The organism is Herbiconiux sp. L3-i23 (genome assembly GCF_023734115.1).
Lineage (GTDB): Bacteria > Actinomycetota > Actinomycetes > Actinomycetales > Microbacteriaceae > Naasia.
Map to the genome: position 1 here is coordinate 1,623,583 of NZ_AP025737.1, position 21,917 is coordinate 1,645,499.

19 protein-coding genes and 1 tRNA gene are annotated in these 21,917 nt (G+C 70.9%); 1 reads left to right on the top strand and 19 read right to left on the bottom strand.

What is annotated here, in order from left to right; all coding sequences use genetic code 11:
• Positions 1 to 106 precede the first annotated feature (106 nt).
• On the bottom strand, positions 107 to 715 hold the full coding sequence (locus NGH83_RS07640) for an ANTAR domain-containing response regulator (protein ID WP_251855678.1): 609 nt from the start codon (positions 713 to 715) through the stop codon (positions 107 to 109).
• 50 nt (positions 716 to 765) lie between these two features.
• Here NGH83_RS07640 and NGH83_RS07645 point away from each other — a divergent pair.
• Positions 766 to 848, top strand: a tRNA-Leu gene (locus NGH83_RS07645).
• Positions 849 to 1,199: 351 nt separating this feature from the next.
• On the opposite strand, the gene pyk is transcribed toward NGH83_RS07645, so the two are convergent.
• The 18 genes from pyk to fmt all read right to left on the bottom strand — a co-directional run bounded on the left by pyk (position 1,200) and on the right by fmt (position 21,871).
• Positions 1,200 to 2,639 (bottom strand): pyruvate kinase, encoded by a 1,440-nt coding sequence (gene pyk, locus NGH83_RS07650; RefSeq protein ID WP_251855679.1) that lies wholly within the window; start codon positions 2,637 to 2,639, stop codon positions 1,200 to 1,202.
• Between the two features lie 41 nt (positions 2,640 to 2,680).
• On the bottom strand, positions 2,681 to 4,138 hold the full coding sequence (locus NGH83_RS07655) for a glutamate synthase subunit beta (RefSeq protein ID WP_251855680.1): 1,458 nt from the start codon (positions 4,136 to 4,138) through the stop codon (positions 2,681 to 2,683).
• A complete protein-coding gene (gene gltB / locus NGH83_RS07660; RefSeq protein WP_251858479.1) occupies positions 4,131 to 8,654 on the bottom strand; it encodes a glutamate synthase large subunit in 4,524 nt (1,507 codons plus the stop codon). The genes NGH83_RS07655 and gltB overlap by 8 nt, the downstream gene beginning before the upstream one ends.
• 262 nt (positions 8,655 to 8,916) lie before the next feature.
• Entirely contained in the window at positions 8,917 to 9,900 is a 984-nt protein-coding gene (gene lgt, locus NGH83_RS07665; protein ID WP_371872795.1) for a prolipoprotein diacylglyceryl transferase, read from the bottom strand.
• 49 nt (positions 9,901 to 9,949) lie between these two features.
• Complete coding sequence (gene trpA, locus NGH83_RS07670) at positions 9,950 to 10,753, bottom strand: tryptophan synthase subunit alpha (protein ID WP_251855682.1); 804 nt, start codon at positions 10,751 to 10,753, stop codon at positions 9,950 to 9,952.
• Positions 10,754 to 10,758: 5 nt separating this feature from the next.
• A complete protein-coding gene (gene trpB, locus NGH83_RS07675) occupies positions 10,759 to 11,985 on the bottom strand; it encodes a tryptophan synthase subunit beta (protein ID WP_251855683.1) in 1,227 nt (408 codons plus the stop codon).
• Positions 11,982 to 12,752, bottom strand: coding sequence for an indole-3-glycerol phosphate synthase TrpC (gene trpC / locus NGH83_RS07680; RefSeq protein WP_251858480.1), 771 nt, complete (start codon positions 12,750 to 12,752; stop codon positions 11,982 to 11,984). The genes trpB and trpC overlap by 4 nt, the downstream gene beginning before the upstream one ends.
• Positions 12,753 to 12,764: 12 nt before the next feature.
• Positions 12,765 to 12,998 (bottom strand): HGxxPAAW family protein, encoded by a 234-nt coding sequence (locus tag NGH83_RS07685; RefSeq protein ID WP_251855684.1) that lies wholly within the window; start codon positions 12,996 to 12,998, stop codon positions 12,765 to 12,767.
• A 9-nt stretch (positions 12,999 to 13,007) separates the two neighbouring features.
• On the bottom strand, positions 13,008 to 13,694 hold the full coding sequence (locus NGH83_RS07690; RefSeq protein WP_256470133.1) for a Trp biosynthesis-associated membrane protein: 687 nt from the start codon (positions 13,692 to 13,694) through the stop codon (positions 13,008 to 13,010).
• Positions 13,610 to 15,139: an anthranilate synthase component I gene (locus NGH83_RS07695; RefSeq protein WP_251855686.1), complete on the bottom strand. Its 1,530-nt coding sequence runs from the start codon at positions 15,137 to 15,139 to the stop codon at positions 13,610 to 13,612. Before NGH83_RS07695 ends, NGH83_RS07690 begins: the two co-directional genes overlap by 85 nt.
• Positions 15,132 to 15,521, bottom strand: coding sequence for a phosphoribosyl-AMP cyclohydrolase (hisI, locus tag NGH83_RS07700; RefSeq protein ID WP_251858481.1), 390 nt, complete (start codon positions 15,519 to 15,521; stop codon positions 15,132 to 15,134). Before hisI ends, NGH83_RS07695 begins: the two co-directional genes overlap by 8 nt.
• A 17-nt stretch (positions 15,522 to 15,538) precedes the next feature.
• A complete protein-coding gene (hisF, locus tag NGH83_RS07705; RefSeq protein WP_251855687.1) occupies positions 15,539 to 16,303 on the bottom strand; it encodes an imidazole glycerol phosphate synthase subunit HisF in 765 nt (254 codons plus the stop codon).
• Between the two features lie 9 nt (positions 16,304 to 16,312).
• Positions 16,313 to 17,152 carry an ATP phosphoribosyltransferase gene (gene hisG / locus NGH83_RS07710; RefSeq protein ID WP_251855688.1) on the bottom strand — a complete coding sequence of 280 codons (840 nt, stop codon included), beginning with the start codon at positions 17,150 to 17,152 and terminating at the stop codon, positions 16,313 to 16,315.
• Between the two features lie 67 nt (positions 17,153 to 17,219).
• On the bottom strand, positions 17,220 to 17,483 hold the full coding sequence (locus NGH83_RS07715) for a phosphoribosyl-ATP diphosphatase (protein ID WP_251855689.1): 264 nt from the start codon (positions 17,481 to 17,483) through the stop codon (positions 17,220 to 17,222).
• Between the two features lie 49 nt (positions 17,484 to 17,532).
• Positions 17,533 to 18,201 carry a ribulose-phosphate 3-epimerase gene (rpe, locus tag NGH83_RS07720; RefSeq protein ID WP_251855690.1) on the bottom strand — a complete coding sequence of 223 codons (669 nt, stop codon included), beginning with the start codon at positions 18,199 to 18,201 and terminating at the stop codon, positions 17,533 to 17,535.
• Between the two features lie 36 nt (positions 18,202 to 18,237).
• A complete protein-coding gene (locus NGH83_RS07725) occupies positions 18,238 to 19,590 on the bottom strand; it encodes a four-carbon acid sugar kinase family protein (protein WP_251855691.1) in 1,353 nt (450 codons plus the stop codon).
• Positions 19,587 to 20,954 carry an RsmB/NOP family class I SAM-dependent RNA methyltransferase gene (locus NGH83_RS07730; RefSeq protein WP_251855692.1) on the bottom strand — a complete coding sequence of 456 codons (1,368 nt, stop codon included), beginning with the start codon at positions 20,952 to 20,954 and terminating at the stop codon, positions 19,587 to 19,589. The genes NGH83_RS07725 and NGH83_RS07730 overlap by 4 nt, the downstream gene beginning before the upstream one ends.
• A complete protein-coding gene (gene fmt, locus NGH83_RS07735) occupies positions 20,951 to 21,871 on the bottom strand; it encodes a methionyl-tRNA formyltransferase (protein WP_251855693.1) in 921 nt (306 codons plus the stop codon). Before fmt ends, NGH83_RS07730 begins: the two co-directional genes overlap by 4 nt.
• Between the last annotated feature and the right edge of the window lie 46 nt (positions 21,872 to 21,917).

A 21,917-nucleotide genomic window follows, 5' to 3' on the forward strand; every position in this document is an offset into this window, starting at 1 on the left:
CGTTCTCACGGTGACGCGGGGACGCGGAGCGCACGGTCTCGATACACCGCGCACGCGTGCGCGGCTCCTCGCCCTGGTCATGGCGAAGCTCACGCGTCGCGCAGAATCACTTCTTGGCGGCGGACAGCTGCTCGATGATGGCCTGGGCGACGTCGCGCATGGTGAGGCGACGATCCATGGAGGCCTTCTGGATCCAGCGGAACGCGTCGGGCTCGCTGAGCCCCATCTTCTCGTTGAGGAGGCCCTTGGCGCGGTCGACGAGCTTGCGGGTCTCGAAGCGCTCGACCATGTCGGCGACCTCGGCCTCGAGGGTGACGATCTGCTGGTAGCGGCTCAGCGCGATCTCGATCGCGGGGAGCAGGTCGTTGGGCGTGAACGGCTTGACGACGTAGGCGAGGGCGCCGGCCTCGCTGGCCCGCTCGACGAGCTCCTTCTGGCTGAACGCGGTGAGGAGCACGACGGGGGCGATGTGGTTCTTGCTGAGCCGTTCGGCGGCGGAGATACCGTCGAGCTGCGGCATCTTGATGTCCATGATGACGAGGTCGGGACGCAGCTCGGTGGCGAGTGCGACCGCGGTCTCGCCGTCTCCGGCCTCGCCGACGACCTCGAACCCGTTGTCGCGGAGGATCTCGACGATGTCGAGGCGGATCAGCGACTCATCTTCTGCGACGACGACGCGACGCGGCGCAACGGGAGTTTCGGCTTGCTCAGACACCCCGCAAGCCTACGGTATTCTGACCGCGGCGACGGGCAACGGTCGCCCATGCCGGTGTGGCGGAATGGCAGACGCGGAGCACTCAAAATGCTTTGTCCGAGAGGGCATGTGGGTTCGAGTCCCACCACCGGTACGTAAAGAAGAGGCGCCGCCCGGAGGGTGGCGCCTCTTCTTCTGTGATGGCGGTGGATCGAGAAGACGCTGCCCGCCTGCGGCCGTCAAGGCCGCAGGACTGGGTTCGAGTCCCACCACCGGTACGTGAAGAGAAGGGCCGTCCTGATGGGCGGCCCTTCCTCGTGGGCGGGCTCGAGGCGCTGGGCCGGCACGGTCACGCGCACGTTCCGGCGGAGGTTCCCGCCGAATCCTCCGCGCAAGGTGCGCGATGGGCCCAGTGCGCGTTGGCCCGGCGCGGCCTATACGCGAAAACGCACGTTCCGGGCACAGGTGTGCGCCGGAACGTGCGTTTGTGCCCGCAATATCGGATCTAGGCCCAGGCGGGGGCGACTCCGTTGACGGCGTCGCCGATGCGGTGCACGCGGACGTCGTTCGTGGAGCCGGGGATTCCGGGAGGGGATCCGGAGATGATGACGACCTTGTCGCCGATCTCCGCGAGACCCTTGCCGAGGAGGATGTCGTCGACCTGCTGCACCATCTGATCGGTGTGCGTCACCCGGTCGACGACGAAGCTCTCGATGCCCCAGATGACCGACATCTTGCGACGGGTGGCCTCTTCGGGCGTGAACGCCTTCATCGGGATGGACGAACGCAGACGCGACATGCGGCGGGCCGAATCGCCCGACTCGGTGAACACGCACAGGTACTTCGCCTCGACGAAGTCGGCGACCTCGGCGGCGGCGAGGGTCATCGCACCGCCCTGAGTGCGCGGCTTCGTGCCGAGCGGCGGGATGCGCTCGAGCCCGTGCTCCTCGGTGGACGCGACGATGCGCGCCATCGTCTGCACGGTCACGACGGGGTACTCCCCCACGCTCGTCTCGCCGGAGAGCATGACCGCGTCGGCGCCGTCGAGCACCGCGTTGGCGACGTCGGAGGTCTCTGCGCGGGTCGGGACGGGGCTGTGGATCATGGACTCGAGCATCTGGGTCGCCACGATGACGGGCTTCGCCATGCGGCGCGACAGTTCGACGGCGCGCTTCTGCACGATCGGCACTGCCTCGAGCGGCAGCTCGACGCCGAGGTCGCCGCGGGCGACCATGATCGCGTCGAACGCCTCGACGATGCCCTCGAGCGCGTCGACGGCCTGCGGCTTCTCGATCTTCGCGATGACGGGGACGCGGCGTCCCTCTTCGTCCATGATCTCGTGGACTCGTTCGATGTCCTCGGCGTTGCGCACGAACGACAGCGCGATCATGTCGGCGCCGATGCCGAGTCCCCAGCGGAGGTCGGCCTCGTCCTTCTCGGACAGAGCGGGCACGTTGACGGCGACGCCCGGCAGGTTGATGCCCTTGTTGTTCGACACCGGCCCGGCGACGATCACTTCGGTGGTGACGACGGTGCCGTCGGTCTCGAGGACCTTGACGCGCACCTTGCCGTCGTCGATCAGCAGGAAGTCGCCGGGGGCGACGTCCTGGGGCAGCCCCTTGAAGGTGGTGCCCACGATCTCCTTGGTGCCGAGGATGTCCTCGGTGGTGATCTTGAAGATGTCGCCCTGCGCGAGGTCGTGGGGGCCGTCGGCGAACTTGCCGAGGCGGATCTTCGGACCCTGCAGGTCGACGAGGATGCCGACGGCGCGTCCGCTGTCCTCGGCCGCTTGACGCACGTTCGCGTAGACGCCCTCGTGGACGTCGTAGCTGCCGTGGCTCAGGTTGAGCCGCGCGACGTCGACGCCCGCATCGATGATGGCGCGGATCTGGTCGTAACTTGACGTGGCCGGCCCGAGGGTCGCGACGATCTTGGCACGTCTCATTTGGGGGTTCTTCCTCCGGAGTTTCAGGTCGTTCGGGAGCGTCAGACCGCGATGGCCCGGTCGGTGGGCCGAACGGGGAACGGCAGTTCCGTCTCGCCTTCGAGATAAGCGTCGACCGACGCCGCGGCCGCACGGCCTTCGGCGATCGCCCACACGATGAGCGACTGGCCACGGCCCGCATCTCCGGCCACGAACACGCCGGGGAGACTGGTCTGGTAGTCGCCACCGCGCTCAACGTTACCGCGCTGGTCGAACGGAACTCGCAACTGCTCGGTCAGCTCGTGGCTTTCGGGGCCGGTGAAGCCGAGCGAGAGCAGCACGAGATCGGCGGGGATCTCCCGCTCGGTGCCCGCCTTGGGCACGCGACGACCGTCGAGGTACTCGGTCTCGGCGACGCGCAGGGCGCGCACATTGCCCTCGCCGTCGGAGAGGAACTCGACGGTGGAGGCCAGGTATTCGCGCGCGCCGCCCTCCTCGTGGGCGCTGGCGACCTCGAACAGGGTCGGGAAGGTCGGCCACGGCTGCGCCTCGGGACGCTCGTGCGGCGGCTGCTTGCCGATGGCGAGGGTGGTGACCGACGCCGCCTTCTGGCGGTGCGCGGTGCCGAGGCAGTCGGCTCCGGTGTCGCCGCCGCCGAGGACGACGACGTGCTTGTCCTCGGCGTCGATCTGGTCGGGCACCTGGTCGCCGGCGACGGCCCGGTTGGCCTGCACGAGGTACTCCATGGCGAAGTGCACGCCGTTCAGGTCGCGTCCCGGGATCGGCAGGTCGCGCGGCACCATCGCACCGGTCGCGATCACGACGGCGTCGTAGCGGGCGCGGAGGTCGTCCCAGCTGATGTCGACGCCGATGTTCACCCCGGCGCGGAAGCGCGTGCCCTCGGCCATCATCTGGCTGATGCGGGCGTCGATGTGCTTCTTCTCCATCTTGAACTCGGGGATCCCGTAGCGCAGGAGGCCGCCGATGCGGTCGTCGCGCTCGTAGACGGCGACCGTGTGACCGGCGCGGGTGAGCTGCTGCGCCGCGGCGAGCCCGGCCGGGCCGGATCCGACGACGGCGACGGTCTTGCCGGTGAGGCGCTGCGGCGGGTGCGGCTCGACCCAGCCGTTCGAGAACGCCTGGTCGATGATCGACACCTCGACCTGCTTGATGGTGACGGCCGGCTGGTTGATGCCGAGCACGCAGCTCGACTCGCACGGGGCCGGGCAGAGGCGACCGGTGAACTCGGGGAAGTTGTTGGTCGCGTGCAGACGCTCGATGGCCTGACGCCCCTCGCCTCGCCACATGAGGTCGTTCCACTCGGGAATCAGGTTGCCCAAGGGGCAGCCCTGGTGGCAGAACGGGATGCCGCAGTCCATGCAGCGTCCGGCCTGGCGGCGGGTCTCGCCGCTCTGCTGCTGCTCGTACACCTCTTTCCAGTCCTGGATGCGGACGGGAACGGGTCGACGCGCGGGGAGTTCGCGCTTGCGGACCTTCAGGAAGCCTTTGGGATCAGCCACCGGTCACCTCCAGGATGCGGTTCCAGACGACGTCGCCGTCGGGGTCGAGGCCCTCGGCGACGGCGTCGCGCCGGGTTTCGAGCACCGCGGCGTAGTCGCGCGGCAGGACCTTCACGAACTCGGAGGCGACGGTGTCGAAGCCCTCGAGCATGCGCTCTGCGAGGGGCGATCCGGTCTCGACGCGGTGCTGCTCGAGCAGGTCGCGGACGATCTCGAGGTCGGCCGAATCGAGTTCGCGCAGCTCCAGTTCGCCGGAGGCGAGGGATTCGCGGTTCACGGCGCTGGAGTCGAGGCGGTGCACGTAGGCGGTGCCGCCCGACATACCGGCGCCGAGGTTGCGGCCGGTGCCGCCGAGGATGACGACGAGCCCGCCGGTCATGTACTCGAGGGCGTGGTCTCCGACACCCTCGGCGACGGCCGTGGCACCGGAGTTGCGGACCATGAACCGCTCCCCCACGATGCCGCGTAGGAACATGCTGCCCTGCGTCGCGCCGTAGCCGATCACGTTGCCCGCGATCACGTTCTCTTCGGCGGCGAAGCCGGCGTTCTCGTCCGGGCGCAGCACGATGCGTCCGCCCGAGAGCCCCTTGCCGACGTAGTCGTTGCTGTCGCCGATGAGCCGGAGGGTGATGCCGCCGGGCACGAACGCGCCGAAGGACTGCCCGGCCGATCCGCGGAGCGTCACGTCGATCGCGCCGTCGGGCAGCCCGTTCTCGCCGAATCGCTTGGTGACCTCGTGGCCGAGCATGGTGCCGACGGCGCGCTCGGTGTTGCGGATCGGCAGCGAGATGGCGACCGATCCGCCGTGGTCGAGCACGTCGGCGGCGTCGCGGATGAGGCGGACGTCGAAGTGCTGGTCGAGTTCGTGGTCCTGCGCGACGCGGCCGATCCGCGGCTCGTCGGCGGCGAAGTCGGGCCCTTCGAGGATCGGCTTCAGGTCGAGGCCGTCCGCCTTCCAGTGGGCGACGGCGCGGTCGATGTCGAGCAGGTCGTTCCGTCCGATGATCTCGTCGAGCGACCGGAAGCCGAGCTTCGACAGCCACTCGCGCACCTCCTGCGCGAGGAACTCGAAGAAGTTGACGACGAACTCGGGCTTGCCCGTGAAGCGCTTGCGCAGCTCGGGGTTCTGCGTCGCGACACCGACGGGGCACGTGTCGAGGTGACAGACCCGCATGAGGATGCAGCCCTCGACGACGAGCGGCGCGGTCGCGAAACCGTACTCCTCGGCGCCCAGCAGAGCGGCGACGATGACGTCGCGTCCGGTCTTCATCTGGCCGTCGACCTGCACGACGACGCGCTCGCGGAGCCCGTTCAGCATGAGGGTCTGCTGGGTCTCGGCGAGACCGAGCTCCCACGGGGTGCCCGCGTGCTTCAGCGAGTTGAGCGGGCTGGCACCTGTTCCGCCGTCGTGTCCGGAGACGAGCACCACGTCGGCCTTCGCCTTCGCGACGCCCGCCGCGACCGCGCCGATGCCGTTCTGGCTGACGAGCTTCACGTGCACCCGCGCCTCGGGGTTCGCGCGCTTCAGGTCGAAGATCAGCTGCTTGAGGTCTTCGATCGAGTAGATGTCGTGATGCGGGGGCGGCGAGATGAGCCCGACGCCGGCCGTCGCGTGACGGGTGCGCGCGACCCACGGGTACACCTTGCCGGGGGGCAGTTGACCGCCCTCGCCGGGCTTCGCGCCCTGGGCGAGCTTGATCTGGATGTCCGTCGCGTGCGTCAGGTACATGCTCGTCACGCCGAAACGGCCGGAGGCGACCTGCTTGATCGCGCTGCGACGCTCGGGGTCGAGCAGACGGTCGACATCCTCGCCGCCTTCACCGGTGTTGCTGCGTCCGCCGAGCTGGTTCATCGCGATCGCGAGGGTCTCGTGCGCCTCCTTGGAGATGGAGCCGTAGCTCATCGCGCCCGTGTTGAAACGTCGCACGATCGACTCGATCGGCTCGACCTCGTCGAGCGGGACCTCGGGGCGGGTGCCCGCCTTGAGGGCGAACAGTCCGCGCAGGGTCATCAGCTTCTCGGCCTGCTCGTCGATCAGCGCGGTGTACTCGCGGAAGATGTCGTAGCGGCGGTTGCGCGTCGAGTGCTGCAGCCGGAACACCGTGTCGGGGTTGAACAGGTGGGGCGGCCCGTCTCGGCGCCACTGGTACTCGCCGCCGTCCCACAGCCGCTCGTGCGCGAGCGACGCGGGGTCCTCCGGATAGGCGGCGGCGTGGCGCGCCGCGTTCTCGGCGGCGATGACGTCGACGCCCACACCGCCGAGCTTGGTGACGGTGCCGGTGAAGTACTGGTCGATGAAGTCCTGCGCCAGACCGACCGCCTCGAAGGTCTGCGCCGCGGCGTACGACGACACCGTCGAGATGCCCATCTTCGACATGATCTTGAGCACGCCCTTGCCGAGCGCCTTGATCACGTTCGCGACGGCCTTCTCGGGGGTGACGCCGGTGATCATGCCCTGGCGGACCAGCTGCTCGCAGGTCTCCATGGCGAGGTACGGGTTCACCGCGGAGGCGCCGTAGCCGATGAGCAGCGCCACGTGGTGCACCTCGCGCACGTCGCCCGCCTCGGTGACGAGGCCGACCTTCATCCGGTTCTCGCGGCGGATGAGGTGGTGGTGGATCGCGGCGGTCATCAGCAGCGACGGCACGGGCGCGAACTCGCTGTTGGAGTCGCGGTCCGAGAGCACGATGAAGCGCGCGCCGTGCTCGATGGCCTCGTCGACCTCGTCGCACATGGCGTCGAGGCGCTGCTTCAGCGCCTGCGGGCCGTCGCTCACCCGGTAGAGGCCGCGGATCGTCGTGGTGACGGTGCTGCCGGGCGACGGATCGATGTGCTGGATCTTCGCGAGCTCGTCGTTGTCGATCACCGGGAAGTCGAGCAGGACCTGCTCGGCGTGCTCGGGTCCGGCGGCGAGCAGGTTCCGCTCGGGACCGACCCCGGAGCCGAGCGAGGTGACGACCTCTTCGCGGATCGAGTCGAGCGGCGGGTTGGTGACCTGCGCGAACTGCTGCGTGAAGTAGTCGAAGAGCAGACGCGGCCGGTCGGACAGCACCGCGATCGGGGTGTCGGAGCCCATGGCGCCGAGCGGCTCGGCGCCGGCCTTCGCCATCGGCGCGAGCAGGATGCGCACCTCCTCCTCGGTGTAGCCGAAGGTGCGCTGCCGACGTACGACCGACGCCGGGGTGTGCACGATGTGCTCGCGCTCGGGGAGATCCTTCAGGTTGATGCGGCTCTGCTCGAGCCAGTCGCCGTACGGCTTCGCACCGGAGAGCTGCGCCTTGATCTCGTCGTCCTCGATGAGGCGGCCCTCGACGGTGTCGACGATGAACATGCGTCCGGGGCGGAGGCGCCCCTTGCGGACCACCTTCGCCGGGTCGACGTCGATGACGCCGATCTCGCTCGCCGCGACGACGAGGCCGTCGTCGGTGACGACGAAACGTCCGGGGCGCAGGCCGTTGCGGTCGAGCGTGCCGCCGATCAGGGAGCCGTCGGTGAAGACGAGGGCGGCCGGGCCGTCCCACGGCTCCATGAGCATCGAGTGGTACTCGTAGAAGGCGCGCCGCTCGGCGTCCATCGCGGAGTTGTTCTCCCACGCCTCGGGCACCATCATCATGATCGAGTGCGGCAGCGACCGGCCGCTGAGGCTCAGCAGCTCGACGACCTCGTCGAACGAGGCCGAGTCGCTGGCGCCCGGGGTGACGATGGGCAGCAGGGGTCGGATGTCGCCGAGCAGCTCGCTCTCGAGCTGCGACTGACGGGCGCGCATCCAGTTGCGGTTGCCCTGCACCGTGTTGATCTCGCCGTTGTGGGCGATGACACGGAACGGCTGCGCGAGCGGCCACGACGGGAACGTGTTGGTCGAGTAGCGGGAGTGGACGAGGGCGAGCTTCGACGCGAAGCGCTCGTCGGAGAGATCGGGGTAGAACGGCTCGAGCTGGAGCGTCGTGACCATGCCCTTGTAGACGAGGGTGCGGCTCGAGAGCGAGCAGAAGAACGCACCGTGCTCGCGCTCGGCCCGCTTGCGGAGGCGGTAGACCTGCCGGTCGAGGGCGAGGTCCGCCAGAGGCACGCCGTCGGCGTCGTGGCGCCGGCTCGCGACGAAGACCTGCTCGAAGGCGGGCATCGCGCTGCGGGCGAGGTTGCCGATCTCGTCGGGGCGGTGCGGGACGACCCGCCAGCCGAGGACGGTGAGGTTCTCTTCGTCGGCGACCTTCTCGACCGCGGCCTTCAGCGCGGCGCGTTCCGCGTCGTCGGTGGGCAGGAAGCCGAGCCCGACCGCGTACTGTCCGGCGGGCGGCAGTTCGAAGCCGACGACGGCGCGCAGGAACTCGTCGGGGATCTGGGTGAGGATGCCGGCGCCGTCACCGGTGCCCGCGTCGGATCCGACCGCGCCGCGGTGCTCGAGGTTGCGAAGCGCGCCGAGGGCGGTGTCGATGATGTCGTGACCGGCGGTGCCGCGGGTGGTGGCGACCATCGCGAGACCGCAGGCGTCGCGTTCGGCGGTCGGGTCGTACATGCCCGCCGCGTCCGGCACGGTGCTGAAGCGCTGGAACGGCGACGGCACGGGCGAGCGGGTCGCGCGGGTGTCCGAGGTCTCGCTGCTCATCGGCGGGCCCTCCTCAGGGGGTCGATGGAGTGTGGTGCGGAACGGGACGCCGGTCCTGTGGGGAGAGCGGCGTGCGCACCAATTCTGTATCGGTACTGACGTGCAGAAGGTGGATCTGCACCGTGGGATGCGCTGAGTCGACGCAAGACGGCGGAAAAGCGCCGATGGAAGGCTACGGCCGGGGGTCGCTGCCGCTTGTGGCGGGCGTGCGGTCCGGAGTCTTCTCGGCATCATCGCCGTGCTCGAAGTCCGAGGCTGTGTAGGTGGAGTCTACAGTCCCCGCAGCCTTGACCCACTCCCGACCGGGCCGGTACGGACTCGGTTCGATGCCGGGGTGGCGGCGGCTCTGCACGACGAAGACGATGACTCCGAGTGCGACGGCGAGGATCGCGCCCCACACGTTGCTGCGCAGTCCGAGGATGATCTCGCTGGGGTCGAGTCGGATGGACTCGAACCAGATGCGCCCCGCGCCGTACCAGATCAGGTACAGCGCGAGCACCTTGCCCCACTGGAGGCGGAAGCGACGCTCGGCGAGCAGGATCAGCGCGGCGCCCGCGAGGTTCCAGATCATCTCGTAGAGGAACGTCGGGTGGAACAGCGTTCCGTCCTCGAGTCCGATGGGGATGGCGGGGTTGGGGGTGTCGATCTCGAGTCCCCACGGCAGGTCGGTGGGCTGGCCGAACAGCTCCTGGTTGAACCAGTTGCCGAGGCGTCCGATGGCCTGCGCGAGCAGCAGGCCGGGTGCGAGCGCGTCGGCGATGGTCCAGAACCGCAAGCCGGTGAACCGCGCCGCGAGGACGACGCCGATCGCGCCGCCGACGAGCGAGCCGAAGATGGCGTTGCCGCCCTCCCAGATCGCGATGATGCTCCAGACGGTGTTCCAGAGGTCGCGTCCGGCGACGAAGAAGTAGTCGCTCGGGTGGGTGGCGACATGCCAGACGCGAGCGCCGACGATGCCGAGGGGCACGGCCCAGAGTGCGATGTCGATGATGACGCCCGGCTCTGCTCCGCGGCGGGTCAGCCGGCGCGAGGTGAGCGCTGCGGCGATCACGATGCCGATGAGGATGCAGATCGCATAGGTGTGGATCGTGAAGATGCCGAGGCTGAACGAGGCCCATTCGTCGGGCGGACTCGGAATACTGAGCGGCGTCACGATGGTCGAATCTACTACAGTGCCGCGGCGGTGCCGCGCTCGGGGGCGCCGGTCAACCGCGGTGTCGCGTGCCCTCGGCGAGTCGCGCGGCCACCTCGCCGGCCGCGGAAACTCCGCCCTGGGCGAGAGCGCTGACGAGCGCAGAGCCGACGATCGCGCCATCGGCGTAGCCGAGGATCTCGGCGACCTGCTCGGCGGTGGAGATGCCGAGGCCGACGCAGACGCTGTCCGCCCCTTGCGCGCGGAGCCTCTCGACGAGGACGCGGGCGGCGCGATCGACGTCGGCGCGCGCCCCGGTGATCCCCATCGTCGAGACCGCGTAGACGAAGCCGCGGCTCACCTCGGCGGTGTGCCACAGACGCTCGTCGGACGAGGACGGCGCCGCGAGGAACACGCGGTCGAGTCCTGCCCGCTCGGAGGCGGCGATCCACCGCTCCCCCTCGTCGGGGATGAGGTCGGGGGTGATGAGCCCCGCTCCCCCGGCGGCGGCGAGGTCGTCGGCGAAGCGCTCGACGCCGTATTGCAGCACCGGGTTCCAGTACGTCATGAGCAGCACCGGAGCGTCGACCCGGGCGCGCACCTCGCGCACGGCCTCGAAGCCGTGCCGCAGCCGGAAGCCGTTCTCGAGCGCGGTCTGCGTCGCCGCCTGGATGACGGGTCCGTCCATCACCGGGTCGGAGTACGGCAACCCCAGTTCGAGCACGTCGACGCCGTTCTCGACGAGGGCGACGGCCGCGTCGATGCTCGTGGCGAGGTCGGGGAAGCCAACCGGCAGGTAACCGACCAGCGCCCCGGCTCCTTCAGCTGTGCGGGCTGCGATGGCCTCGGCGACGGCGCTCGTGTTCGGTGTGCTCACGTCGCTCACACCTGCTCCGCGTCACGGTCGAGGAGGTCGAACCAGGCGCCGGCGGTCGCCATGTCCTTATCGCCGCGTCCGCTGAGGCTGACCAGGATGACGGAGTCGGGTCCGAGCTCGCGCCCGAGTTCGAGCGCTCCGGCCAGGGCATGCGCCGATTCGATCGCCGGGATGATGCCCTCGGTACGCGAGAGCAGCCGCAGCGCCGCCATGGCGTCGGCGTCGGTGACCGGACGGTAGGAGGCGCGGCCGATGTCGTTGAGCCACGCGTGCTCGGGACCGACGCCGGGATAGTCGAGGCCCGCCGAGATGGAGTGCGACTCGAGGGTCTGCCCGTCCTCGTCCTGCAGCATGTAGCTGCGTGCACCGTGCAGCACCCCGGGGCGTCCCTTGGTGATCGTCGCCGCGGTGCGGGGCGTGTCCGCCCCGTCGCCCGCGGCCTCGAAACCGTACAGCCCGACCTCCGCGTCGTCGATGAAGGCGGTGAAGATGCCCATCGCGTTGCTGCCGCCGCCGACGCACGCCGCCACCGCGGTCGGCAGCGCACCGGTCAGGGCGAGCACCTGCTCGCGCGCCTCGTCGCCGATGACGCGCTGCAGGTCGCGGACCATCGCCGGGAACGGGTGGGGTCCCGCGACGGTGCCGAAGAGGTAGTTGGTGGTCTCGACGTTGGTCACCCAGTCGCGCATCGCCTCGTTGATCGCGTCCTTCAGGGTGCGCGATCCGGCGGTGACGGGGATGACCTCGGCGCCGAGGAGACGCATCCGCGCCACGTTGAGCGCCTGACGTTCGGTGTCGACCTCGCCCATGTAGATCACGCAGTCGAGACCGAAGAGCGCCGCGGCAGTCGCGGTGGCGACGCCGTGCTGGCCGGCGCCCGTCTCGGCGATGACGCGGGTCTTGCCGATGCGCTTGGTCAGCAGCGCCTGCCCGAGCACGTTGTTGATCTTGTGCGAGCCCGTGTGGTTGAGGTCCTCACGCTTCAGGATGATGCGGGCGCCGCCGGCGTGCTCGGCGAACCGGGGTACCTCGGTGATGATCGAGGGGCGTCCGGTGTAGTCGCGCTGCAGCGCCTCGAGCTCGGCCCGATAGTCGGGGTCGGCCTTGGCCTGCTCCCACGCCGCGGTCAGCTCGTCGAGAGCGGCGACGAGCGACTCGGGTACGAAGCGTCCGCCGAACTCGCCGAAGTACGGGCCCGGCTCCTGCAGGTGCTGCGGCTGGTGGACGGTCATACGGAAAGGAACTCCTCGAGGCGGGCGGCGGGGTCGCCGGTCACGAGCGCCTCGCCGACGAGCACGACGTCGGCGCCGGCGCGGCGGTAGTGCGCGACGTCCTCCGCGCTCTTCACGGCGGACTCGGCGACGCGCACCACCGAGCCGGGGATGCCCTCGGCGAGGCGACCGAACAGGTCGCGGTCGAGCTCGAAGGTGCCGAGGTCGCGGGCGTTGACGCCGATGACGCTCGCACCGACGTCGAGGGCCCGCGACACCTCGTCGGCGTCGTGGGTCTCGACGAGCGCGGTCATACCGAGATCGCCGACGAGCATGTGCAGGTCGTGCAGGCTCTGCTGGTCGAGCGCGGCGGCGATGAGCAGCACGATGTCGGCGCCCGCGGCGCGGGCCTCGAGCACCTGGTAGGGCTCGACGATGAAGTCCTTCCGCAGCACGGGGATCTCCACTGCCGAGCGCACGCTGCGGAGGTCGTCGAGGCTGCCGCCGAACCGTCGGCCTTCGGTGAGCACGCTGATCGCGCTGGCCCCGGAGGAGGCGTAGACGCTCGCGAGCTCGGCGGGGTCCGGGATGTCGGCGAGGTGCCCGCGGGACGGGCTCGCGCGCTTCACCTCGGCGATGATCTTCACCGTGTCGGAGGGCTGCAGGGCCTCGACCGCGTCGAGGGCGGGGGCGACGTCGAGCGCGGCGCGTTCGAGGTCTTCAAGCGGTGTCTGCTCGCGACGGGCGGCAGCGTCGAGGCGCGCCCCGTCGACGAGGTCGCTGAGAATGGACACGGCGGCCTAGTTGTGCGCCTTCGGCACGTACCGGGGACCCTTGACGCCGTAACCGGCCTTGCTGAGGATCCACCCGATGACGAAGCCGAGCACGATGACGCCGGCGGCGACGTAGACGACCGGGTACCAGTCGAGGAAGAGGGCCACGGTTCCGAGCGCGAAGCCGAGGAGGCTGATGACGACGGCGGTCCATGCCGCCGGGGAGTCTCCGTGGCCGGGCTCTGAGTGGTCGTTGGTCATAGGAGGATCTTATCCGTTCGGTCTCGTGGGATCATCGCCGCGGGAGAGCGCGTCCCACTCGTCCTCGGCCGTCGGGCTCGCGGTCGGGGCGGCCTGGTCGGCTCCCGCGTCGGCGGGTGCGTTCGCGTAGCGGCGTCCCGGGGTCGGCCAGCGGCGCGCGGTGACGAGGACGACGAGTCCGAGGACGGCGCCGAGGGCTGCGACGATGAGCGCGAGCGTCGGCCAGGCCGTGATGTCCACCGAGTCGATGACGGCGCGCACCGACCGGTCGCCGTCGATACCCGTCGCCTCGGTCACGACCGACGCCGAGGCACCCGCCGGGTCGGTGAGGGCGGGCAGCACGGCGGCCGCCGAGACGGCGCCGAGCACGACCTGCAGGACGGCGAGCACGATCCGCAGGACGGTGCGGGCGAGGCTCAGCGCGCCGGCGAGGGCGACGCTCGCGAGCGCCAGCCCGCTGAGCGGCGGCACGGCGCTCTGGCCCTGCACCTCGATCGCGACGCCGTCGACGTGAGCGGTGAACCAGGTCAGGTTGCCGGCGATCAGGAGCACGCCGGCGAGGACGACAATCCCGGCCAGCGAGGTCGACTTCAGGCGGCGGCCGCGAGCGTTCAGTTCACCCTCCTGAGGGCGTTCGCGACCGCGACGGCGCGCAGCGGCGCGGCGGCCTTGTTCTGCGACTCGAGGTACTCGGATGCGGGGTCGGAGTCGGCGACGAGGCCGCCTCCGGCCTGGACCCGGGCGATGCCGCCGTCGAGGAGCGCTGTCCTGATCGCGATGGCGAGGTCGGCGTCGCCCGCGAAGTCGAAGTAGCCCACCACTCCCCCGTAGACGCCGCGCTGGGCGGGCTCGAGCTCGTCGATGATCTCGAGCGCCCGGGGCTTGGGAGCGCCGGAGAGGGTGCCCGCCGGGAAGGTGGCGCGGAACACGTCGACGGCGTTGCGGTCGGGCCGGAGCTCGCCTTCGACGGAGGAGACGAGGTGCATGATGTGGCTGAAGCGCTCGATCCGCATGAACTCGGTGACCTCGACCGATCCGGCGCGGCACACCTTGGCGACGTCGTTGCGAGCCAGGTCGACGAGCATCAGGTGCTCGGCGCGCTCCTTCGGGTCGGCGAGCAGCGTGTCGGCGTTGGCGGCGTCCTCGTCGGGGGTCGCCCCGCGCGGTTTCGACCCGGCGATGGGGTGGGTGAACACGCGCCCGGCCGAGATCTTGACGAGCGCCTCGGGCGACGAGCCGACGATCGAGTACGCGCCGCCGTCGGGCTTCTCGAAGGCGAGCAGGTACATGTACGGGCTCGGGTTGAGCGAGCGGAGCACACGGTAGACGTCGAGCGGGGCGGCGACGAGGTCGAGTTCGAAGCGCTGCGAGACGACGACCTGGAAGATGTCGCCGTCGCGGATGTACTCCTTCGCCCGGTCGACCGCGGCGAGGAAGTCGCCGCGCGGGGTCCGCAGACGCGGTTCGGCGGCGAGGGTCAGATCGGCGACCGACAGGTCGGCCTCCATCGGCTGAGCGAGCCGCCGCTGCAGGGAGTCGAGGCGCGTCTGCGCGTCGGCCCACAGTGCGTCGGCGCCGTCCTCGCCGTCGGCGAGAGCGGTGGCGACGAGGAGCACCGTGCCGGTCCGGTGGTCGACTGCGACGAGCTCAGAGACGAAGGTGAGGGCCTGGCCCGGGATGTCGAAATCCGCGGGAGGGGCGTCGGGAAGCCGTTCGATCTGCCGGATCGCCTCCCAGCCGACGAACCCGACGAGGCCTCCGGTGAGCGGCGGCATCCCCTCGATCCGCGGGGTCTTCCAGCGTTCGACGATGCCGGCGAGCGCGTCGAGGGGCGCGACGGCGGTGTCGCCGACGACGCGCTCGGCCGGAAGGCCGTAGTCCTGCCAGACCACCTGATCCCCCTGCTGGGTGAGCACGCCGAAGGAGGCGACGCCGATGAACGACCAGCGCGACCAGATGCCGCCCTGCTCGGCCGACTCGAGCAGGAAGGTGCCGGGGCGGGCCTCGCCGTTCGCGCGGAGGGCGAGCTTGCGGAAGATGCCGACGGGCGTCTCCTCGCCCGCGAACAGCTCGCGGACGACGGGGACGACGCGGTGGTCCTCGAGGAGGGTCTCGAACTGCTCCCGGGTGGTGTCAGTCATCGCCCGCCCCTTCAGCGTCGGCGCCGGGCTCGCCGAGCACGGGCGCGAGCGGATGCACGTCGAAGCAGGCGTGCGCGCCGGTGTGGCACGCGGGTCCGGTCTGGTGCACGGTCACGAGCAGCGCGTCGGAGTCGCAGTCGAAGGCCGCGGCCCGCACGTGCTGGTAGTGGCCGGACGTGTCGCCCTTGCGCCAGTACTCCTGGCGGCTGCGCGACCAGAAGGTCACCCGCCCCTCCGAGAGGGTGCGGCGCACCGCCTCGGCGTCCATGTACCCGAGCATGAGCACGTCGCGCGTGCTCTCCTCCTGGATGATCGCGGGCAGCAGGCCATCGTCGCCGTACGTCGCGGAGGCGACGGCGCGCTCGATCTCGTCGGTAGACATCTCCTCGGGCGACATCGTCATGACCTGACCACCACTCCCTGCTCTGACAGTTCCCGCTTCACGTCGTCGATCGTCAGCTGACCGGAGTGGAAGACCGACGCGGCGAGCACGGCGTCGGCGCCGGCCTCGACGGCGGGCGGGAAGTGCTCCACGGACCCCGCGCCGCCGGAGGCGATGACGGGGGCCGTGCTGATTTCGCGCATCGCGCGGATGAGTTCGAGGTCGAACCCGGCCTTGGTGCCGTCGGCATCGATCGAGTTGACGAGCAGCTCCCCCGCGCCGCGGCGGGTCGCCTCAGCCGCCCACTCGAGGGCGTCGAGGTCGGTGAGGCGCCGCCCGCCGTGCGTGGTGACGACGAATCCCGACGGGGTGTCGTCGCTGCGGGTGATGTCGAGCGAGAGGACGACGACCTGGGCGCCGAACCGGTCGGCGATCTCGTCGATCAGGCCGGGGCGGGCGATGGCGGCACTGTTGACGCCGATCTTGTCGGCGCCGCTCTCGAGCAGCCGTCCGACGTCGGCGGCCGAACGGACCCCGCCACCGACGGTGAGCGGGATGAAGACCTGCTCGGCGGTGCGACGCACGACGTCGTACATCGTGGCGCGCTCCTCGGTTGTCGCGGTGACGTCGAGGAAGGTCAGCTCGTCGGCGCCCTGCTCGTAGTAGCGGCGCGAGAGCTCGACGGGGTCGCCCGCGTCGCGCAGGTTCCGGAAGTTGACGCCTTTGACGACGCGCCCCGCAGCGACGTCGAGGCACGGGATGACGCGGACCGCGAGTGACATGCGGGCCGCCTAGATCCTCGCCGCGTGGATGGGGCTCACCAGGATGGCCCGCGCGCCGAGCTCGTAGAGCCGGTCCATGAGCAGATTGGTGTCGTCGCGGGGAACCATGACGCGCACCGCGACCCAGTCCCCGCCGCGCAGCGGGGAGACCGTCGGCGACTCGAAGCCGGGGGTGATGGCCGCGGCGGCGTCGATGAGGTCGGCGGGCAGGTCGTAGTCCATCAGCACGTACTGGTGGGCGACCATGACGCCTTGGAGTCGACGCAGCAGCGTGTCGATGCCGGGCGTCGCGGCGTCGGTCGCCGCGAGCACGGCGGTGGACTTCAGGATGACGGGCCCGAAGATCTCGAGCCCCTGCTTGCGCAGCGTCGATCCGGTCTCGACCACGTCGGCGACTGCGTCGGCCACGCCGAGGCGCACCGCCGACTCGACGGCGCCGTCGAGGTGGATCAGGTCGGCCGCGACTCCTTCGCGGGTGAGGAAGTCGCCGACGAGGCCGGTGTAGCTCGTGGCGATGCGCTTTCCGGCGAGATCCGCGAGGCCGGTGAAGGCCCCGATGGGTCCCGCGAAGCGGAAGGTCGAGGCTCCGAAATCGAGTGCCTCGATCTCGCCGGCGGCCGATCGGGAGTCGAGCAGCAGATCGCGACCGGTGATGCCGACGTCGAGCGCACCCGACCCGACGTAGGTGGCGATGTCCCGCGGGCGGAGGTAGAAGAACTCCACCTCGTTGCGCGGATCCGACACGATCAGTTCCTTCTGGTCGCGCCGCACGGCGTAGCCCGCCTCGCGCAGCATCGCGACGGCGTTCTCACTGAGCGTGCCCTTGTTGGGCACCGCGATCTTCAACATCTTTCTTTCCCTCTCCCACGTCTTCTCCATCGGCACCCGGTCGGCGCGGCGGGCCGGCCGCGCGTGCTCAGAGATGTCGGTAGACGTCGGCGGGTGTCAGGCCGCGCGCGAGCAGCATGACCTGCACGTGGTAGAGCAGCTGGGAGGCCTCTTCGGCGAATCGCTCGTCGGATTCGTGCTCGGCGGCCATCCACACCTCGGCGGCCTCTTCGACGATCTTCTTGCCGATGGTGTGCACGCCGCCGTCGAGCTCGGCGACGGTCGACGAGCCCGCGGGCCGCCGCTTCGCCTTGTCAGCGAGCTCGGCGAACAGTTCGTCGAAGGTCTTCACGAGGATCAAGGGTATCGGTACCGCGCCGCTGGAACGCGGCGTGCCCTGGTCAGAGAGCGCGCGCCGCCTTCTCGGCCGTCTTTCGCAGCGAGGCGATCGCCTCGGCCGGGTCGTCGCTGCGGAACACGCTCGAGCCCGCGACGAACGTGTCGGCCCCGTTCTCCGCGGCCGTGCGGATGGTCGCGAGGGTGATGCCGCCGTCGACCTGCAGGTGCAGCGACCCGCCCCGCTCGGCGGCGAGCTCCGCGGCGGCGCGCAGCTTGTCCATCGTGGACGGCATGAACTCCTGACCGCCGAAGCCCGGTTCGACGGTCATCACGAGCAGCATGTCGATCTCGTCGAGCAGCGGGATCCACGGCTCGAGAGGGGTGCCGGGCTTCAGCGCGGCGCCCGCCCGTGCGCCCTTCGCGCGGATGGAGCGTGCGACGGCGACGGCGTCGGCCGCGGCCTCGACGTGGAAGGTGACCGAGTCGCCGCCGGCGGAGGCGTAGTCGGCCGCCCACCGGTCGGGGTCGTCGATCATCAGGTGGACGTCGAGCGGCACGGGGCTCACCTCGGCGAGCCGCTCCACCATCGGCAGTCCGAAGGTCAGGTTGGGCACGAAGTGGGCGTCCATGATGTCGACGTGGGCGCTATCGGCCGTCGCGATGCGCTGCAGCTCCCGCTGGAAGTTCGCGAAGTCGGCGGCGAGGATGCTGGGGTTGATGCGGATCGACACGCACTCGATCCTAGGGAAACCGCCCGGGCCGACCGGTCAGGCGCCGAGCGCGGCGATGCGCACGAAGTAGTCGGGTGCGCCGACCTGGCCGGACTTCAGGCACAGCTCCATGCCGTCGAAGGCCGAGTCGTCGCTCGAGACCCGACAGAGCGGCGCTCCCGGCGCGAGCGGCTGGATGATCCGCAGCGCGTCGATCGCGAGCGAGCGGGTGACGAACCCCGAGGTGTCTCCCCCGGCGACGACGAGTCGACGTGCCGCGACCTCGCGCACGAGCACACCGGCGATGCGGCCCAGCGCGGATGCGAGGGCGATTCCGTCGACGTCGCCGTCGCCGGTCTTCTTCGGCGTGTGCACCAGCACGTGACCGCCGCCTCGGTACGCCAGGGCGGCGCGGTGCACCACGTCGGTGATCGCCGCGTCGGCGTCGGCACCGGTGACCGCGTGCGGGTCGACGAGGACGTCGGCGAAGCCCTCCGCACGGGCGGCGGCGATCTGCGCGTCGGTCGCGGGTGACCGGGACCCGGCGATCACCAGCGTCTGCTCGATCCTGCCGGGCACGTCGACGGCGGGGCGGGCTGCGGGCGGCGCGGTGCGGGCGAGCGCGTACTCGACCCCCGAGGAGCCGATCACGGCGAGCACAGCGCCGTCGGCGGTGCGTCGATGCGCGAGCCTCAGCAGTTGGCGCCCGGCCTGCCGCTGGCTGGTGGCGTCGAGCACGTCGAGCAGCACGAGGTCGTCGTCGCCCTGCATCGCCGCGTCGGTCGCGGCGTCGGCGGTGTCGTCGTCGCTTTCGAGGGCGCGGATGTCGACGAGCCCTCCGCGCAGATCGGTCTGTCGTCCGAGGTGGACGAGGAGGTCGGCCTCGGTCATCGGGGTGGAGGGGTGCCGCATCATCGTCGGGTGGCGGTCGATGCGGTGCACGCGGCCGTCCGCCGTGGCGAAGAGCTGCCCGAACGCCGTGTACCGGCCGAGCTCCGGCACCCCGACGACCACCGGCACGGGCGCTGCCCCGAACGCGTCCCTCAGCAGTTCGGCCGCACGGCCGATGCTGCCGATGCGCGGCGACGAGTCGAACGTCGAGCAGACCTTGTAGTGGAACAGCGGGGCGCCGAGCGCGGCGATCCGTTCGAAGATCGGCGGGAGGGCCTCGTCCATTTCGTCGGGCGTCATGGCCCGGGCGATGCCGGCGACGCCGACGGCCAGCGCGTCGGGATGCTTCGCCAGCTGCTCGGTCGTCGGAGCCTCGAGGAAGAGCACGGTCGGCACGCCGGCGAGCTCGAGCGCCTCCATCACGTCGGTGGAGCCGGTGAAGTCGTCGCCGTAGAACGACAGGGCGAGATCCCGTCCGCCGCGCGGGCTGTCGGCCGCCCAGCCCTCTGCGCCGCTCATGCGGTCTTCTCCAGAAGGGCGATGAACATGCCGTCGGTTCCGTGTCGGTGCGGCCAGAGCTGCACGGCGTCGCCCGCTGCCGCCCGGGAGAGCGCACCGCCGGTGACCTCGTCGAGGACCGCCGGGGTGTCGAGGCTGCGCAGGCGGGGGTGGCGGGCGAGACCGTCGGCGACGACCTCGCGGGTCTCGGCGACGTGCGGCGAGCAGGTCACGTAGGCGAGGACGCCGCCCGGCTTCAGCGCGGCGACGGCGGCGTCGAAGAGCTCCCGCTGAAGGGGGACGAGCTGTTCGACGTCGGCCGGCTGCTTGCGCCAGCGCGCCTCGGGGCGGCGGCGGAGCGCGCCGAGGCCGGTGCACGGCGCGTCGAGCAGCACTCGGTCGAAAGTTTCGGGCTCGGCGGCGTATCGGCGACCGTCGCCCTCGACGACCTCGGGCTCCCCCGGCAGGGCGTCGAGCGCGCCGCGTACCAGGCGGGCACGGGCGGGCACGACCTCGTTCGCGGTCAGGTGCGCCCCGCCCGCGTGCGCCTCGGCGGCGAGCAGGGCGGCCTTGCCGCCGGGGCCCGCGCACATGTCGAGCCAGCGCTCCCCCGCCTCGATCGGACGGGCGCGGGAGAGGGCGAGCGCCGCGAGCTGCGATCCCTCGTCCTGCACACGGGCTCGTCCGTCGCGCACCGCGGCGACCGTGAACGGGTCTCCGCCGCTCAGCACCGCGCCGAGCGGCGAGAACTCGCTGTGCGGCAACGGTCCGAGGTCGGCGTCGCGGTCGGCGAGGCCGGGGAGCGCGACGACTCCGACCTTCGGCGGCGCGTTGTCGGCCTCGAGGAGGTAGATCAGCTCGGAGGAGGCGTCGTCGAGTTCGAGCACGTCGCGCAAGGCGTCGATGACCCAGCGGGGGTGCGAGTGCAGGACGGCGAGGTGGTCGGCGTCGTCGGCCGCGTCGCCGAGCACGCGGTGCTGCCACTCCTCCCGGTCGACCCGGGCGATCGAACGGAGCACCCCGTTCACGAAGCCCGTCGCCGAGCGCTTGCCCGACGCCTTCGCCTGTTGGACCGCCTCGTTGACGGCCGCGTGCGGCGCGACGCGCATCGACAGCAACTGGTGGGCGCCGAGGCGGAGGATGTCGCGCACCGGAGGGTCGATCTTCGCGATCGGCCGGCCCGAGGCGAGCTCGATGATGCGGTCGTAGTAGCCGGATCGGCGGAGGGTGCCGTAGGTGAGCTCCGTCGCGAGCGCGGCGTCGGCGGTGCCGAGGCCCGATCGGCGGAGTCGGGCGGGCAGCAGCAGGTTCGCGTAGGCGTCGTCGGTGTTGACGGCGCGGATCACCGCGAGAGCGAGATCGCGTGCGGGCTGCACCGGGCTCACTCGGGCACCTCGACCCGCACCGCTCCCGGACGGCCGCGCAACCAGTCCGCGCCGGGCATCGGCTTCCTGCCCGCCGGCTGCACGAGGAGCAGCTCGATCGCATCGGAGCCGGTGCCGAGCAGGGCGTGACGCCCGTCGGCGACGACATCGCCCGGCGCAACCCTCAGCTCGGACTGCGCCGCGGCCGCAGCGAGCACCTTCACACGGTCGCCCTCGATCGAGAGGGACGCGCCGGGCTCGGGCGTCGTGCCGCGGAACCTCTGCAGCACCTCCTCGGCGGAACGGCTCACGTCGAGCACGCCGTCGGTGACGGACAGCTTCGGGGCGTGCGTCGCCTCCCCCTGCTGCGGCACGGCGACGGCGGTGCCGTCGGCGAGCCGCGCGACGACGTCGGCGAGGAGACCGGCGCCGGAGCGGGAGAGCTCGTCGAGCAACTGTCCCGCGGTCTTGTCGGCGGTCGGGGTCTCGATGCCGCCGAACACCGGCCCCGTGTCGAGGCCCTCTTCGAGCTGGAAGACGTTCGCGCCGGTGATCTCGTCGCCGGCGATCACGGCGCGTTGCACGGGTGCGGCGCCCCGCCAGCGGGGCAGCAGCGAGAAGTGCAGGTTGATCCAGCCGAGGCGCGGGGTCTCGAGCAGCGGGCGGCGCAACAGCCCCCCGTAGGCGACCACGACCCCGAGCTCGGGCGCGAGGGCCGCGACCTCGGCGGTCAGAGCGTCGTCGGCCCGCGCCGACTTCAGCACTTTCAGACCGAGGGCTTCGGCGTGATGGGCGACGGGCGACGGGGTCAGGACACGCTTCCGTCCGACCGGGGCGTCGGGCCGGGTGACGACCGCAGCGACATCGTGCCCGGCGGCGAGGAGGGCGTCGAGACTCGGCACGGCGACGTCGGGGGTGCCGGCGAAGACGATCCTCATCGCGCGCCTCCCCTCAGCGGACCTCGGCATCGTGCCGTCGGATGGG

Coding starts and splice junctions, on each gene's coding strand:
- pyk (WP_251855679.1), bottom strand. CDS start 2,639: ATGAGACGTGCCAAGATCGTCGCGACCCTCGGGCCGGCCACGTCAAGT.
- gltB (WP_251858479.1), bottom strand. CDS start 8,654: ATGTACGACCCGACCGCCGAACGCGACGCCTGCGGTCTCGCGATGGTC.
- trpB (WP_251855683.1), bottom strand. CDS start 11,985: ATGACCGTCCACCAGCCGCAGCACCTGCAGGAGCCGGGCCCGTACTTC.
- NGH83_RS07685 (WP_251855684.1), bottom strand. CDS start 12,998: ATGACCAACGACCACTCAGAGCCCGGCCACGGAGACTCCCCGGCGGCA.
- NGH83_RS07695 (WP_251855686.1), bottom strand. CDS start 15,139: ATGACTGACACCACCCGGGAGCAGTTCGAGACCCTCCTCGAGGACCAC.
- hisI (WP_251858481.1), bottom strand. CDS start 15,521: ATGTCTACCGACGAGATCGAGCGCGCCGTCGCCTCCGCGACGTACGGC.
- hisF (WP_251855687.1), bottom strand. CDS start 16,303: ATGTCACTCGCGGTCCGCGTCATCCCGTGCCTCGACGTCGCTGCGGGG.
- hisG (WP_251855688.1), bottom strand. CDS start 17,152: ATGTTGAAGATCGCGGTGCCCAACAAGGGCACGCTCAGTGAGAACGCC.
- NGH83_RS07725 (WP_251855691.1), bottom strand. CDS start 19,590: ATGAGCGGCGCAGAGGGCTGGGCGGCCGACAGCCCGCGCGGCGGACGG.
- fmt (WP_251855693.1), bottom strand. CDS start 21,871: ATGAGGATCGTCTTCGCCGGCACCCCCGACGTCGCCGTGCCGAGTCTC.